Annotated in this window: 11 protein-coding genes; 10 read left to right on the forward strand and 1 reads right to left on the reverse strand. The window is 69.5% G+C overall.

The genetic code is table 11. The features are described 5' to 3' along the window. Positions 1 to 2: 2 nt before the first annotated feature. On the reverse strand, positions 3 to 1,085 hold the full coding sequence (locus tag ACTFO6_RS04715) for a hypothetical protein (protein WP_439933289.1): 1,083 nt from the start codon (positions 1,083 to 1,085) through the stop codon (positions 3 to 5). 84 nt (positions 1,086 to 1,169) lie between these two features. Between ACTFO6_RS04715 and putA the strand changes: the two genes are divergently transcribed. The 10 genes from putA (at position 1,170) to ACTFO6_RS04765 (ending at position 14,439) form a co-directional block, all read left to right on the forward strand. After that, positions 1,170 to 4,298 carry a bifunctional proline dehydrogenase/L-glutamate gamma-semialdehyde dehydrogenase PutA gene (gene putA / locus ACTFO6_RS04720; RefSeq protein ID WP_439933410.1) on the forward strand — a complete coding sequence of 1,043 codons (3,129 nt, stop codon included), beginning with the start codon at positions 1,170 to 1,172 and terminating at the stop codon, positions 4,296 to 4,298. Positions 4,299 to 4,343: 45 nt separating this feature from the next. Beyond that, positions 4,344 to 5,540: a CaiB/BaiF CoA transferase family protein gene (locus ACTFO6_RS04725; protein ID WP_439933290.1), complete on the forward strand. Its 1,197-nt coding sequence runs from the start codon at positions 4,344 to 4,346 to the stop codon at positions 5,538 to 5,540. Further along, positions 5,540 to 6,151, forward strand: coding sequence for a YceI family protein (locus ACTFO6_RS04730; protein ID WP_439933291.1), 612 nt, complete (start codon positions 5,540 to 5,542; stop codon positions 6,149 to 6,151). The genes ACTFO6_RS04725 and ACTFO6_RS04730 overlap by 1 nt, the downstream gene beginning before the upstream one ends. A 91-nt stretch (positions 6,152 to 6,242) precedes the next feature. Beyond that, positions 6,243 to 7,277 carry an ABC transporter substrate-binding protein gene (locus tag ACTFO6_RS04735; RefSeq protein WP_439933292.1) on the forward strand — a complete coding sequence of 345 codons (1,035 nt, stop codon included), beginning with the start codon at positions 6,243 to 6,245 and terminating at the stop codon, positions 7,275 to 7,277. 46 nt (positions 7,278 to 7,323) lie between these two features. Continuing rightward, entirely contained in the window at positions 7,324 to 8,169 is an 846-nt protein-coding gene (locus ACTFO6_RS04740) for an ABC transporter ATP-binding protein (protein ID WP_439933293.1), read from the forward strand. 21 nt (positions 8,170 to 8,190) lie between these two features. Then, a complete protein-coding gene (locus ACTFO6_RS04745) occupies positions 8,191 to 8,979 on the forward strand; it encodes an ABC transporter permease (protein WP_439933294.1) in 789 nt (262 codons plus the stop codon). 92 nt (positions 8,980 to 9,071) lie between these two features. After that, a complete protein-coding gene (locus ACTFO6_RS04750) occupies positions 9,072 to 11,504 on the forward strand; it encodes a bifunctional diguanylate cyclase/phosphodiesterase (protein ID WP_439933295.1) in 2,433 nt (810 codons plus the stop codon). A gap of 65 nt (positions 11,505 to 11,569) precedes the next feature. Beyond that, a complete protein-coding gene (ggt, locus tag ACTFO6_RS04755) occupies positions 11,570 to 13,159 on the forward strand; it encodes a gamma-glutamyltransferase (RefSeq protein WP_439933411.1) in 1,590 nt (529 codons plus the stop codon). Positions 13,160 to 13,161: 2 nt separating this feature from the next. Next, positions 13,162 to 14,181: a D-cysteine desulfhydrase family protein gene (locus tag ACTFO6_RS04760; RefSeq protein ID WP_439933296.1), complete on the forward strand. Its 1,020-nt coding sequence runs from the start codon at positions 13,162 to 13,164 to the stop codon at positions 14,179 to 14,181. A 48-nt stretch (positions 14,182 to 14,229) separates the two neighbouring features. Next, positions 14,230 to 14,439, forward strand: coding sequence for a dodecin (locus ACTFO6_RS04765; protein ID WP_439933297.1), 210 nt, complete (start codon positions 14,230 to 14,232; stop codon positions 14,437 to 14,439). The last annotated feature ends 25 nt before the right edge of the window (positions 14,440 to 14,464 follow it).

A 14,464-nucleotide genomic window follows, 5' to 3' on the forward strand; every position in this document is an offset into this window, starting at 1 on the left:
GCTTACTCATCGCGACGGATGGGCAATAGCTCCTGCAACACCCTCGCCGCCTCCTGAATGCCGGTGGGGCGGGCTGCCGCCGGGCGGGGCAGCGCCAGCAGCCGCTCCACCGTGGTCTGGAGTTCCCGTGACGCGAGATCCTCGGGCGGCAGCACTTCGCATCGGGCGTGGGACCGTAGCCACTCCACGAGATGGGGCGTCTCCGGCCAGTCGGGCCGCGCCAGCGTCACCACCGCGGCGCCGGCGCAGGCGGCTTCCACGAAGGTGCCGTAACCGGGCTTGGTGAGCACCAGGTCGGAGGAGGCGATCAGGTCGCCGAAAGGGAGGTCCAGCCGGTCGAATGGGGTCGCATCCTCCCGTTCGGGGGCCGCATCCCCTGGCGTCAGCCAGTGGAGGCCAGGGATACGGGGAAGGCTGTCCAGGGGCAAGAGGGCGGGAATTCCGCCCAGGGCTACCAGGGCGAGGCGCGTCGTCCCTTCGAGGTGGAGCCGGGCGCGGATTTCCGCCGAGCGGCTGCGTCCCAGCCGGGCCACGGGTCCCACCAGGATCGGCTCCAGCTCCGGCATGGGCATGCCCGGCGTAAGCGCGATGAAGCGGGTCGCATCCCGGTAGGCGGCGAGCATCCGGGCAGCGATTTCCCCGGCCCCTTCGAAAGTTCCGCAATAGGATTGGAACATGGCGGCCCAATGGAACGAACCGATGCCCACCGCCGGAACGCCGGCCCGGCGCGCGGCGGCTAGCGGCAGGCAGCTCACGGCCGAGAGCACCAGGTCGACCCGGAGCGTCTTGAGGGCCCGGGCAGCTTCCGCCACCTCTGCGTCCCAGCGGGTATGAAGCGCCCGATAGGTGTCGTAGGAAGCCCTGGGCAGCACCGTCATGGCATCGGCCATGACAAGTCCCGGCTCCGGTCCCGGCGCCAGCACTTGCAGCTCCCCTTGGAAATGGGACGCTAGCACCGGGCGGGGCGCCGCGGAGCGCACCGTCACACGCAACCGGGGAAGGCGCTCCCCCAGGGCGTTCACCACGGGGGCGCACTGGGCGATATGCCCGTAGCCGTGGGGCGAGATGTCGACCAGCAGGTGCATGGAGGCGAGCGGGATTTTACGCCTAAAATGGAAGCGAGCCCGGAGCCACGGGCCGCCGCCCGCTGGCACCATCGCGCCGCCGCCATGGATTTGGAGATCGTTCCTCCCTTGGAGACCCCGCCGCCGCGGGCGGCCATTCGCGCCGCCTATCTGGCCGACGAGGGGGAGACGGTGGAGGGCCTCGCCCGCCGCGCCCGGCTGGCCCCCGCCGGCGCCTCGCGGGTGCGCGCGGCTGCAGAAAACCTGGTAAAGGGGGTGCGTTCGCGCCAGGCCGCCTCTCCCCTGGACGCCTTCCTGCGCGAGTACGACCTTTCGTCCCATGAGGGGGTCGTGCTCATGTGCCTGGCAGAAGCGCTGCTGCGCATCCCTGATGCCGCCACCGCGGACCGCCTGATCCGCGACCAGTTGCCCCGGGGAGACTGGGAAAAACACCTGGGCCGTTCCGCCTCGTTTTTCGTCAACGCTTCCACCTTCGGGCTGCTCCTGACCGGACGGGTGGTGGCGCTGGAAGAGGCACCCGGCGAGACGTTGACCGCGGCGTTGAAGCGCCTCGCCGCCCGGGGCGGCGAGGCCGTGGTGCGGGCGGTATTGAAGAGCGCCATGAGCATCCTTGCCCGCCAGTTCGTGGCGGGCGAGACCATCGAGGAGGCACTGCAGGCGCGCGACCCATCGCCCCTCACCCGCTATTCCTTCGACATGCTGGGGGAAGCGGCTCTCACCGCGCGGGACGCAGAGCGCTATTTCCAGGCCTACGCCCACGCCATCGAGGCGCTGGCAGACCAAGCGGAAGGGACCGATCCCTGGGCGGCCCCCGGCGTCTCCATCAAGCTCTCGGCGCTGCATCCCCGCTACGAGTACAGCCAGCGCCGGCGGGTCATGGAGGAGCTGGTGCCGCGCTTGAAGGCCCTCGTCCGCCGCGCCCGGGACGCCCGGCTGGTGGTGACCCTGGACGCGGAGGAGAGCGAGCGGCTGGAGCTCATGCTGGACGTCTTCGCCGCGGTGTATGAATCCGGCGAGTGCGCGGGCTGGGAGGGTTTTGGCCTTGCGGTGCAGGCCTACCAGAAGCGGGCGGCCCCGGTGATCGAATGGCTAGCAGCGCTCTCCCGCGCCCAGCGCCGCCGGATCCCCTTGCGGCTGGTCAAGGGTGCCTACTGGGACACCGAGATCAAGCGCGCCCAGGTCCAGGGGCTCGAAGGCTATCCCGTCTTCACCCGCAAGCGCCACACCGACGTTTCCTATTTGGCCTGCGCGCGGGCGATGCTTTCGGCCGAGGACGCCTTTTTCTGCCAGTTCGCCACCCACAATGCCCAGACCATCGCCTACGTGCTGGAGTGCGCGGGCGACGGGCGGGCTTTCGAGTTCCAGCGGCTCCACGGCATGGGGGAAGCGCTCTACCGCGAAGTGCAGACGGTAGCGCCGGTGCCGTGCCGGGTATACGCGCCGGTGGGAAGCTTCGATGCCCTGCTTCCTTATCTGGTGCGGCGGCTGCTGGAGAACGGGGCCAACACGTCCTTCGTGAACCGGGTGGGGCATCCGGAGGTGCCCATCGAGCGGCTGGTGGAGGATCCGGTGGCCACGGTGGAACGGGAGGGGGCGGTACCTCATCCTCGAATTCCTCTCCCGGTGGACCTGTTCGGGCCCGAGCGGAAGAACTCCCTGGGTTTTTCCTTCGCCGATCCCGTCGCGTTGCAGGCGATGGCGGAGGGCCTGGAGCGGGCCTTCTCCCGGCCCTGGTCCGCCGCGCCCCTCGTCTCCGGCCGGCGGCTGCCGGGCAGGCCCGCGCCGGTGCGGGATCCTTCCGACCGCCGGCGGCAAGTGGGGGAGGTGATCGAGGCGACCCCGGAGCAGGGCGGAGAGGCCATCGAACGGGCCCGGGCCGCCGCGCCCGCATGGGACCGGACGCCCGTGGAGGAGCGGGCTTCCATCCTGGAGCGGGCGGCCGGCCTCCTGGAAGCCCACCGGGACGAGCTCATGGCCCGCATCGTGCGGGAGGCCGGGCGCACCCTGCCCAACGCCCTGGCGGAAGTACGGGAGGCGGCCGACTTCTGCCGCTACTACGCAGCTCAAGCGCGAAAACAATTCGCCGACCTGGCGCTTCCCGGCCCGACGGGGGAGGAGAACCGGCTGCGCCTGCGGGGCCGGGGCGTGTTCGTGTGCGTGAGCCCTTGGAACTTCCCCCTCTCCATCTTCGTGGGCCAGGTCGCCGCCGCCCTGGCGGCGGGCAACGGCGTGGTGGCCAAGCCCGCGCCCCAGACGCCGCTGACCGCCATGGGGGCGGTGGAGCTCCTCCTGGAAGCGGGCGTTCCCGAGGACGTGCTGCATCTCGTGCCCGGCGGGCGGGCGCTGGGGGCGGCCCTCACGGCGCATCCCGCCATCGCCGGGGTGGCGTTTACCGGCTCTTTCGAGACCGCCCGGGCCATCGACGCCGTCCTCGGGCGACGGGAAGGCCCCATGGTGCCCCTCATCGCCGAAACCGGTGGGCTCAACGCCATGGTGGTGGACAGCTCCGCCTTGACCGAGCAGGTGGTGACCGACGCGATCCAGTCCGCCTTCGACAGCGCTGGCCAGCGCTGCTCGGCCCTGCGGCTCCTGTTCCTCCAGGAGGAAGTGGCGGAGCGCACCCTGGAAATGCTCGCCGGGGCGGTGGATGAGCTCAAGCTGGGCGATCCGCTTCGCCTCGACACCGACGTGGGGCCCCTGATCGACGAGGCGGCCCGGGAGCGGCTGCTGGCCCATGTCCGCTCGATCGAGCGCCAGGCGCGGCTGGTGTGCATGGCGAGACTTCCGGGGGAGGAGGACACGGGCTGCTTCTTTGCTCCCCGGGTGCTCGAGATCGAGAACCCGGACCTCCTGCGGCGGGAGGTATTCGGGCCCATCCTGCACGTCGTGCGCTGGAAGGCGTCCGAGCTGGACCGGGTGGTGGGGGCCATCAACGCCACGGGCTACGGACTAACCCTGGGCGTGCACAGCCGGGTGGAGTCCACCATCCGGCGGGTGGTGGAGGGGGCTCGGGTGGGCAACATGTACGTTAACCGCAACATGATCGGTGCGGTGGTGGGCTCGCAGCCCTTCGGCGGCGAGGGGCTCTCGGGCACCGGGCCCAAGGCGGGCAGTCCCCACACGCTCCCCCGCTTCGCCGTGGAGCGCTCGGTTTGTGTGAATACCGCCGCGGCCGGGGGCAACGCGGCGTTGCTCGCCTCGCTGGGCGACTGATCGATCCACGCTAAACTATCGCCCTTCGTTCGACGGAGATCGCGCATGCGTCAGCCTGTGCCCCTTGCCGGAATCAAGGTCATCGAGCTCGGCACCCTCATCGCCGGGCCGTTCTGCGCCCGGCTGCTCGCCGAATTCGGCGCTGAGGTGATCAAGATCGAGCCGCCTGGCGAGGGCGATCCCCTGCGCAAGTGGCGCATGCTGTACAAGGAGACGTCCCTGTGGTGGTACGTGCAGGGGCGCAACAAGAAATCGGTCACGGTGAATCTGCGCGCGCCTGAAGGGCAGGAGATCGTGCGCCGGCTCGCCCGGGACGCAGACATCGTGGTGGAGAACTTCCGCCCCGGCGCCATGGAGAAATGGAACCTGGGCTGGGAGCAGCTCTCCGCCATCAACCCCGGGCTCGTCATGGTGCGCATCTCCGGTTACGGCCAGACGGGTCCGTACCGGGACCGGCCTGGCTTCGGCGCCATCGGCGAATCCATGGGGGGCTTGCGCCATCTCACCGGTTTTCCGGACCAGCCCCCGGTACGGGTCGGGGTGTCCATCGGCGACTCCATCGCCGCTCTGCACGGGGTGATCGGCGCCCTCATGGCGCTGCGCCACCGGGAGGTGAAGGGCGGGCGGGGCCAGGTGGTGGACGTGGCCCTCTACGAATCGGTGTTCAACCTGATGGAGAGCCTGCTGCCCGAGTACGACATGTACGGATTCGTGCGGCAGCGCAGCGGCTCCTCGCTCCCCGGCATCGTTCCCTCCAACACCTATCCCTGCAAGGACGGCAAATACGTGGTGATCGGCGCCAACGCCGATTCCATCTTCAGGCGCATGATGACTGCCATCGGGCGCGAGGACCTGGCGAACGACCCGGAGCTCGCCCGCAACGACGGGCGGGTCAAGCACACCGAGCGCATCGAGACCGCCATCCGCGACTGGACCCGGGTCCACTCCCTAGAGGAAGTGCTCGAAACCCTGGAGCGGGCGGAGGTGCCCGCGGGCCGCATCTACGACATCGCCGACATCGTGGCCGACCCCCACTACCAAGCGCGGGAAATGATCCGCGAGTATCGCCTGCCCGACGGGCACCCCCTCAAGCTGCCCGGCATCGTGCCCAAGCTCTCGGAGACGCCGGGGGACACCCGCTGGCTCGGGCCGGCGCTGGGGGAGCATACCGACGAGGTGCTGGAGCGGCTGGGCTACGACGCCCCAGCGCGGGAGCGGCTGCGGAAGGCCGGGGTGATTTGATGGCCTGCTCGCGCAAGTCGGCTAGGCCGGGTCCGTTACGCCGCTGGGCAGCCGCTGCGCTTCTGCTGTCGCTGGCCGGCCAGGGTGTCGCGGCGGAGAGTTTCCGCCTGGATCCCCAGCACACCTATGTGTACTTCGCCGTCACCCACGTCGGGGTATCCACCTTGCGGGGCCGGTTCAATATCGACAAGGGCCGCGCGATCCTGGACACCCGGGCGCAGACGGCCGAGGTGGACGCGCTAATCGATACGGGAAGCGTTTCCACCGGCGCGGAGGCGCTGGACCGCCTGTTGCGGGATCCCGATTTCTTCGACGCCGCCTCGTTTCCGGTGGCGCGCTTCGTGGCGAAGGCCACGCGCTTCGAGGAGGGGCTGCCCCGGGAGTTCGAGGGCTGGCTCACGGTGCGGGGCCGGACCCGCAAGCTCACCCTCACCGTCGAGCGCTTTGCCTGCCGGGTCGTGAAAATCCTTCTGGTGCGACGCTACATCTGCGGCGGGGACTTGAGCGCCGTGGTGCGCCGCTCGGACTTCGGCATGGACCGGTTCCTCGACCTGGTGAGCGACGAAGTGCGTCTCAGCATCTCCGTCGAGGGGATTCGCGAAGGCGGTTAGGAGCGCACGGCCGCGGGATTGACACCGCCGAGGCCGCCGTGTGAGCATCCTCGCGCCGTCGTTCGGTCCGAAACAAACGAGGAGGAAGAAGATGAAACGCGCGCGACCTATCCGATGGATCCTCGCCATGGCGGCGCTGGCGTTCGCGCCCGCCGGCTTAGCCCAGGGCAAGCTCGAAAAACCGGATCTCACCATCGCGGTGGGGGGCAAGAGCCTTTTTTACTACCTGCCCCTCACCATCGCCGAGCAAAAGGGTTTCTTCAAGGACGAGGGGCTCAATGTCCAGATCGTGGACTTCCCCGGGGGCGCCAAGGCGCTGCAAGCCCTGGTGGGCGGCAGCGCGGACATGGTCTCCGGGGCCTACGAGCACACCATCAACATGCAGGCCAAGGGCATCCCCATCAAGGCGGTGGTGCTGCAGGGCCGCTACTCGGGCATCGTGCTGGGGGTGCATAGATCCAGGACGGAGCAATGGCGCTCCCCCGCGGATATGAAAGGGTGGAAAGTGGGCGTCACGGCGCCCGGCTCCTCCACCCACATGTTCGTGTCCAACCTGCTGGTGAAGCACGGTCTCAAGCCCGCCGACGTGGCCATCATCGGGGTGGGCGCCACCGGCGGGGCGGTGGCGGCGATGAAGCGGAACGAAATCGACGCCATTTCCAACCTGGACCCGGTGATTACGCGCCTGGAAGCGGCGGGCGACATCGTGATCAAGGTGGACACCCGTACCGAGGAGGGCATGCGGCAGGCCTACGGCAGCGCCGCCTACCATGCCGGCTGCATCTACGTGAAAGAAGACTTCGTGAAAAAATACCCCAACACGGTGCAGGCAGTGGTGAACGCCATGGTGCGCGCTAACCGCTGGCTGCAGAAGGCTACCGACAAGGAGATCATCGCCACGGTACCGCCGGAATATTACGGCGGCGACGTGGGCTTGTACCGGGTGGGCCTGATCAAGAACCTGCCGACCCTGTCCCCGGACGGCCAGCTCACGATGGAAGGCGCCAGGAGCGTGTACGCGGTGCTCAAGCAGTTCGAACCTTCCGTGCAGAAGGCGGCCCACATTGATCTCGCCGCCACTTTCGACAACGGCTTCGTCCGGAAGGCCCTGCAGAAATACAAGTAGCCGTGGTCCGCCGGGGAGTATGCGGGAGGGGCGGGAAAATCCGAGCATGAGCCCGTCTCAAGGGGGTTTCGCCGCAAGCGCATTCCACGAGGTCGCGCTGGCCCTCGTCGATATCACCGTGACGTTCCCCTCCCGTAGCGGCCCGGGGGAATCTTACACCGCGGTGCGCGACACGACGCTGCGGGTCGCCCGCGGGGAATTCGTATCGGTGGTGGGGCCCACCGGCTGCGGTAAGTCCACTTTGCTCAACGTGGCGGCGGGGCTGCTCGTGCCCACGGGCGGGCACGTGGAAGTCTTCGGCGAGCGGCTCCAAGGGATCAACCGCCAAGCCGGCTACATGTTCCAGGCCGACGCCCTCATGCCCTGGCGCAGCGCCCTGGAGAACGTGGCCGCCGGGCTCATCTTCCGCGGCGTCCCGAAGCCGGAAGCCCTGGAGCGGGCCGCCGAGTGGTTGAAACGGGTGGGGCTCGCCGGCCACGGGCACAGCTTCCCCCACCAGCTCTCGGGCGGCATGCGCAAGCGTACCGCGCTGGCCCAGATGCTCATCCTGGACCCGCAGATCCTGCTCATGGACGAGCCTTTCTCGGCCCTCGACGTCCAGACCCGCCAGCTCATGGAGAACGAGCTGCTGGAGCTGTGGTCTGCGGATCGCAAGTCGGTGGTGTTCATCACCCACGACCTGGAGGAGGCCATCGCCCTCTCCGACCGGGTGGTGGTGCTCTCGGCGGGTCCCGGCACCCATCCCATTGGCGAGTACCCGATCGACCTGCCCCGCCCGCGGGACGTGGCGGAGATCCGACTCGCTCCCCATTTCGTCGACCTGCACAGCCGGATCTGGCACACCATGAAGGCCGAGGTGCTGAAGGGCTATGCCCAGACCATGGAAGGCTGACCGGGCCGGGGAGCGCGAGGGATGAAAGGCAAGCCAAGCGCCCGCACCCTGTGGATCTACCAGCTCCTGGTGCTGGTGGGCGTGTTCTTCGCCTGGTGGGTCCTCACCGAGACGGAGATCCTGCCGCCCTTCTTCTTCGGCCGGCCCCTGGTGGTGCTGGCCAAGGTGTGGGAGTGGTTCGCGGGCGGGGAGATCTACCGGCACCTGGCGGTCACCCTCGTGGAGACGCTCCTCGCCTTCGCCGTGGGCACCGTGTTCGGCCTGGTGATCGGCATGTGGCTCGCCCTGTCCCCCGTCGCTTCCGCCATTCTCGATCCGTACATCAAGGCCTTGAACGCCATGCCGCGAGTGATCCTCGCCCCTATCTTCGCCGTGTGGTTCGGGCTGGGCATCTGGTCCAAGGTGGCCCTCGGGGTGACGCTGGTATACTTCATCGTGTTCTTCAACGTGTACCAGGGGGTGAGGGAGGTGAGCCCCGTGGTGCTCGCCAACGCCCGCATGCTGGGCGCCAGCCGACGGCATCTCCTGCGCTACGTGTATCTGCCCTCGGCCACGAGCTGGGTGTTCTCCAGCCTGCACACCTCGGTGGGCATGGCCTTCGTGGGCGCCGTGGTGGGCGAGTACCTGGGCTCGGCCCAGGGCGTGGGCTACCTGATCCTCCAGGCCGAGGGCACCTTCGACATCAACACCGTGTTCGCCGGGATCCTGGTGCTCACGGGCTTCGCCCTGCTGCTGGACGCGGTGGTGACCTTCGCCGAGCGGCGGCTCCTGGTATGGCGGCCCACCGCGGCGGGGAGCGAGACCCTTTAGCGTCGCGCGACACCGAACCGGGGTGCAGTGCTCCCCCGCTTCCGTCGGGCGCGGACCTATAATGAAGAATGGATCAAGAAAGGTCCGAAACGATGCCCGAGCAACCCTCCGCCTGCGCCGAGGCCCTGTCCGAGATCGAGCGGCTGCAGCGGGCGCTCAGGACGCTGTCCGCGTGCAACCGGGCCCTGGTACGGGCGGAAGACGAGGCGGCGCTGCTCCGGGACATCTGCCGGGTCATCGTGGAGGAGGGCGGCTACCGCCTGGCCTGGGTGAGCCGGGCCGAGCACGACGAGGAGAAGACCGTCACGCCCGTCGCCTGTTGGGGCGTGGACGAGGGCTTCCTCGCCATCAAGCGCACCTGGCGGGAGGATTCCGAGCGGGGCAAGGGCCCGAACCCCGTCGCCATCCGCACCGGGGAGCCCTGCATCGTGCGGGACATCCGTACCGATCCCAACTATCCCTTCTGGCGGGATGAGGCCGCCCGGCGGGGCTATGTCTCGGTGATCGCGCTGCCGCTGCGGATCGAAGGGGCCGTGGGGGGAGCGCTCAGCATCTACGCGCCAGAGCCCGACGCCTTCGATCCCGAGGAGGTCAAGCTCTTGACCGAGCTGGCCGATGACCTGGCCTACGGCATCGAGACGCTGCGGGAACGGGCCCGGCGCCGGCGGGCGGAGGAGGAGCTCCACCGGCTCAACCGCGCCCACCGCACCCTCGCGGCGTCGAACCACGCCCTGCTCCACGCCCAGGACGAGGAAAGCCTCCTCAAGGAGATCTGCCGGGTGGTGGTGGAGGAAGCGGGTTACCGCTCCGCGTACGTGACCCGGGCGGAAGACGACGAGGCGTGCACCTTGCGGCCGGTGGCCTGGGCGGGAGTGGACCAAGATTTCCTGGACGCCCTCCGGCTCTCCTGGGCGGACGAGGAGCGGGGCCGGGGGGCGAGCGGCACGGCGGTGCGCACCGGCGAGCCCGCCGTCATCCGCAATGTGGCGACCGATCCCAATGTCATGGTGTGGAAGGAGGAGTTCCTGGCTCGGGGCTACGCCTCGCTGATCGCGCTGCCCCTGCGGGTGGACGGGCGGATTTTCGGGGCGCTCGCCATCTGCGCGCCGGAGCCGGACGCGTTCGACGCAGCCGAGGTAGAGCTGCTCAAGAAAACGGCGCAGGACCTGAGTTACGGGCTGTCCGCCCTGCTCGCCCGGGCCCGGGCGCGGGAGGCGGAGGAGACCATCCGCCGCATGGCCTACTTCGACCCGCTCACCGGGCTGCTCAACCGGGTGAGCCTAGGGGAGCGGCTGGAGCAGGTCGTCGCCGAGTCCCGGGCGCAGAACCGCTCCTTCGCCCTGCTGCACCTCGAGGTGGGCCGCTTTCGCGAGATAAACGAGACCCTGGGCTACCGGGAGGGCGATGCGCTGCTCAAGGAGATCGGCTCGCGGCTTTCCGGCGTCGTGGGAGAAGGGGGCATCGTGGCACGGGTGGGGGAGGGCGAGTTCGCGCTGCTCCTGCCCCGGGTGAACGCCGAGAAGGCGATCCAGTTCGCCCAGCGCCTGCTGGTGGCCCTTTACGATCCGGTGGAGCTTTCCGGGCTGCAGGTGGATGCCCGGGCCCATATCGGCATCGCCCTTTTCCCCGGCCACGGCACGGAGCCGGACGTGCTCATGCGCCGGGCCAGCATGGCGGCCTACCAGGCCAGGCGCCGGGGCAGCGGGTTCGCCGTCTACGCCGGGGCCCTCGACAGCGACAGCACCCGGCGCCTCGAGCTCATGGGCGACCTGCGCCGGGCCATCGAGCACCACGAGCTCCTGCTCTACTGCCAGCCTAAGGTGCGCATGGCCTCGCGCCGCGTCTGCGGCGCGGAAGCCCTGGTGCGCTGGCGGCATACGCGCCACGGCATGATCAACCCGGGCGAGTTCATCAAGCTGGCCGAAGGCACGGGGCTCATCACGCCCCTCACCTACTGGGTCCTGGAGGCCGCTTTGCGCCAGCGCTACGCCTGGCGGGAGCGAGGCGTCGAGAGCCCGCTGGCGGTCAACCTGTCGGCCCGGGACCTGCACGATCCCCAGTTGCTCGACCGGGTAAACGGGCTGTTCGCCACCTGGGGCGCCCGGCCCGACTGGATCCAGTTCGAGCTTACCGAGAGCGCCCTCATGGACGACCCGGCCGGATCCCTGGAGACCCTGCGGCGGCTGAAGGACCTGGGGGTGGAGCTGCTCATCGACGACTTCGGCACCGGCTACTCGTCCCTGGCCTATCTGCAGAGGCTGCCGGTGGACACCATCAAGATCGACCAGTCCTTCGTCGGGCGGATGGTGGACAGCGCCGACTCCGCCGTGATCGTGCGCTCCACCATCGAGCTGGCCCATAGCCTGGACCTGGAGGTGGTGGCCGAAGGGGTGGAGAACCAGGCGATCTGGGGACGCCTGGCGGAGCTGGGGTGCGACATAGCCCAGGGCTATTGCATCAGCGCGCCGATTCCCGCGGACGAGTTTCCCGCCTGGGAGGCCCGCTCCCCGTGGATTGCGGGCTAGGTGCTAGCCCGGATATTTCCCGAGTTTTCCCCATGAACGACTCGCCCGAGCTTTCCTCCTCGCCCATAACGCTTCCCTTCGATTGGGACTTCCCCTATCCCTCTCAGCGCATGCCGGTGCTGGCGGCGAACGTGGTGGCCACTTCCCAGCCCCTGGCGGCCCAGGCGGGGCTCGCCATGCTCCAGCGGGGCGGCAACGCGGTGGACGCGGCCCTCGCCTGCGCCATCGCCCTCACCGTGGTGGAGCCCACCGGCAACGGCCTCGGCTCGGACGCCTTCGCCCTGGTGTGGGACGGCACGCGCCTGCACGGCCTCAACGCCTCGGGCCGGGCGCCGAAGGCGTGGAGCCCGGAGCGCTTCCAGGGCATGACGGCGATGCCCGTCCTCGGCTGGGAGGCGGTGACCGTGCCGGGGGCGGTGGCGGGCTGGCTGGCCCTTTCCCGGCGCTTCGGGAAGCTGCCCTTCGCCGACCTGTTCGAGCTGGCGATCCGCTACGCCGCCGACGGCTTCCTGGTGTCGCCCACCATCGCCCGGCTGTGGGCCGCCATGGCGCCCGTCCTCGCCTCCCAGCCGGGTTTTGCCCAAGCCTATCTGCCCAAGGGGCGTCCGCCGCTCCCCGGCGAGCGCTTCGCCTTTCCAGATCTGGCGAAGAGCCTGGCCATGATCGCCGCCTCGGAAGGGGAAGCGTTCTACCGAGGCGAGCTGGCGGAGAGAATCGCCGCCCATGCCCGGGCCCACGGCGCGGCGCTGACCCTGGAGGATCTGGCGAGCCACGCGGTGGACTGGGTGGAGCCCGTCGCCCAGCGCTACCGCGGCTTTACGCTGCACGAGATACCGCCCAACACCCAGGGCATCGCGGCGCTCGAGGCCCTCGGGATCCTCTCCCACTTCGATCTCGCCTCGTGTCCGGCGGATTCCGCCGACAGCGTGCACCTGCAGGTGGAGGCCATGAAGCTCGCCTTCGCCGACCTCTATCGTTATGTGGGGGATCCGGCTTCCATGACCGTGACTCCCGCCGAGCTTCTCGACCCGGCCTATCTCCGGGAGCGGGTGACGCGCATCGACAGGAAGAAAGCTTCCCGCCCCGCCCACAGGCACCCGGGCGGCGGCACCGTGTACCTTACCGCCGCCGACGCCTCTGGAATGATGGTGTCATTGATCCAGTCCAACTACATGGGCTTCGGCTCGGGCGTGGTGGTGCCGGGCACCGGTGTGAGCCTGCAGAACCGCGGCGCGGGCTTCGTCCTGGCCGAGGGACACCCCAACCAGGTGGCCGGCGGCAAACGGCCGTTGCACACCATCATTCCCGGCTTCGTTACCCGGGACGGCGCGCCGCTGATGAGCTTCGGCGTGATGGGAGGCGCCATGCAGGCCCAGGGCCACGTGCAGATACTGGTGCGACTCGCCGACTACCGCCAGAACCCCCAGGCGGCGGCCGACGGGCCCCGCTGGCGGATCGATCCCGGCGATATCCTGGCGGTGGAGCATTCCATGCCGGCGGCCACCGTGGAGGCGCTCCGGCGCCGGGGCCACGTCGTGCGGGTCGCGCCCCGCTTCGCCACGGAATTCGGGCGCGCCCAGGCTATCTACCGCCTGGAGGGCGGCTACCTGGGGGCGTCCGAGCCCCGGGCCGATGGCCAGGCGGTGGGATACTGAAAATGTCCGCGGCTGACGTGCTGATGGAGCAGCTCGGCCGCTATCCCAAGGTGTCGCTGGCGGTCAAGCCCACGCCCCTGGAGCCGCTCTCGCGGCTGGGGCGGGCCCTCGGCGGGTTGCGGTTGTGGGTCAAGCGCGACGACTTGACGGGGCTCGGGGGCGGCGGCAACAAGGTCCGCAAGCTGGAATACCTGTTGGGCGAGGCCCTCGCCCGCGGGGCGGACACCCTCATCACCACCGGCGCGTGGCAGTCGAACCACGCCCGCCAGACCGCCGCCGCGGCCGCCCGGCTTGGGCTCGCCTGCCATCTGCTGCTCTCGCCCTCCCGCCCGGACGCGGGCATCGAATACACCCGGGGCGGCAACCTGCTGCTCGATCGGCTGCTGGGCGCCCGCCTCCATGCCCTCGAACCGGGCGAGGAGCCGACGGCGGCGATGGAGCGGTTGGCGGCGAAGCTTGCCTCCCAAGGGGCGAAACCTTACGTCATCCCTCGCGGCGGCACGTGCCTTCTCGGCGATCTCGGCTACGCCGAATGCGCCGTTGAGCTTCTGGCCCAGGCGCGGGCCCAGGGCGTCCACCTCGACCGGGTGGTGCTCGCCAGCGGCAGCGGCGGCAGCCACGCGGGGCTCGTGGCCGGTTTCCACGTGATGGGTGCAGCGGTCCGGGTGACGGGCATCGCCGTGCGCGCGAGCGCGTCCGAGCAGCGGCCGCTGGTCACCCGGCTTGCCGCTCAAGCCGCGGGGGCCCTTGGTTCCGAGTCGGCGCCGCCGGACGAGGCGGTGGAGGTGACCGACGCCTACCTCGGGGCGGGCTACGGTGAACCGACGCAGCCGATGAAGGAGGCGCTCGCCCTGGCCGCGGGCACCGAAGGCCTGCTCCTCGATCCGGTGTACACCGGCAAGGCCATGGCGGGGCTCGTGGACCTCGCGCGCAAGGGCGGGATCGGCCGCGACGAGACGGTGGCGTTTCTGCACACCGGCGGGCTGCCGGGTCTGTTTGCCTACGCGGATGTGTTTGCTTGAATCGGGCTTCCGCGGAGAGAGGGGAAGTCGATCGAAAGGAGGATGACCATGACCGACCATGTGTACAAGCTAATCGAGCTGACCGGCTCGTCGAGCACCAGCATCGAGGATGCGGTGCAGAACGCGATCGCCAAGGCGTCGAAGACGCTGCGCAACCTTCACTGGTTCCAGATCGTGGAAACCCGGGGCGCCATCGCCGAGGGCAAGGTGGCCCATTGGCAGGTGACCCTCAAGGTGGGTTTCACCCTCGAAGACTGAATAGACGGTCCTGGGGAGTGTCGTT

The organism is Pelomicrobium sp. G1 (genome assembly GCF_051905455.1).
GTDB lineage: Bacteria > Pseudomonadota > Gammaproteobacteria > Burkholderiales > UBA6910 > Pelomicrobium.

Bases quoted from the DNA above. Each gene is read 5' to 3' on its own strand.
- ACTFO6_RS04715 (WP_439933289.1), bottom strand. From the start codon at position 1,085: ATGCACCTGCTGGTCGACATCTCGCCCCACGGCTACGGGCATATCGCC.
- putA (WP_439933410.1), top strand. From the start codon at position 1,170: ATGGATTTGGAGATCGTTCCTCCCTTGGAGACCCCGCCGCCGCGGGCG.
- ACTFO6_RS04725 (WP_439933290.1), top strand. From the start codon at position 4,344: ATGCGTCAGCCTGTGCCCCTTGCCGGAATCAAGGTCATCGAGCTCGGC.
- ACTFO6_RS04730 (WP_439933291.1), top strand. From the start codon at position 5,540: ATGGCCTGCTCGCGCAAGTCGGCTAGGCCGGGTCCGTTACGCCGCTGG.
- ACTFO6_RS04735 (WP_439933292.1), top strand. From the start codon at position 6,243: ATGAAACGCGCGCGACCTATCCGATGGATCCTCGCCATGGCGGCGCTG.
- ACTFO6_RS04740 (WP_439933293.1), top strand. From the start codon at position 7,324: ATGAGCCCGTCTCAAGGGGGTTTCGCCGCAAGCGCATTCCACGAGGTC.
- ACTFO6_RS04745 (WP_439933294.1), top strand. From the start codon at position 8,191: ATGAAAGGCAAGCCAAGCGCCCGCACCCTGTGGATCTACCAGCTCCTG.
- ACTFO6_RS04750 (WP_439933295.1), top strand. From the start codon at position 9,072: ATGCCCGAGCAACCCTCCGCCTGCGCCGAGGCCCTGTCCGAGATCGAG.
- ACTFO6_RS04760 (WP_439933296.1), top strand. From the start codon at position 13,162: ATGTCCGCGGCTGACGTGCTGATGGAGCAGCTCGGCCGCTATCCCAAG.
- ACTFO6_RS04765 (WP_439933297.1), top strand. From the start codon at position 14,230: ATGACCGACCATGTGTACAAGCTAATCGAGCTGACCGGCTCGTCGAGC.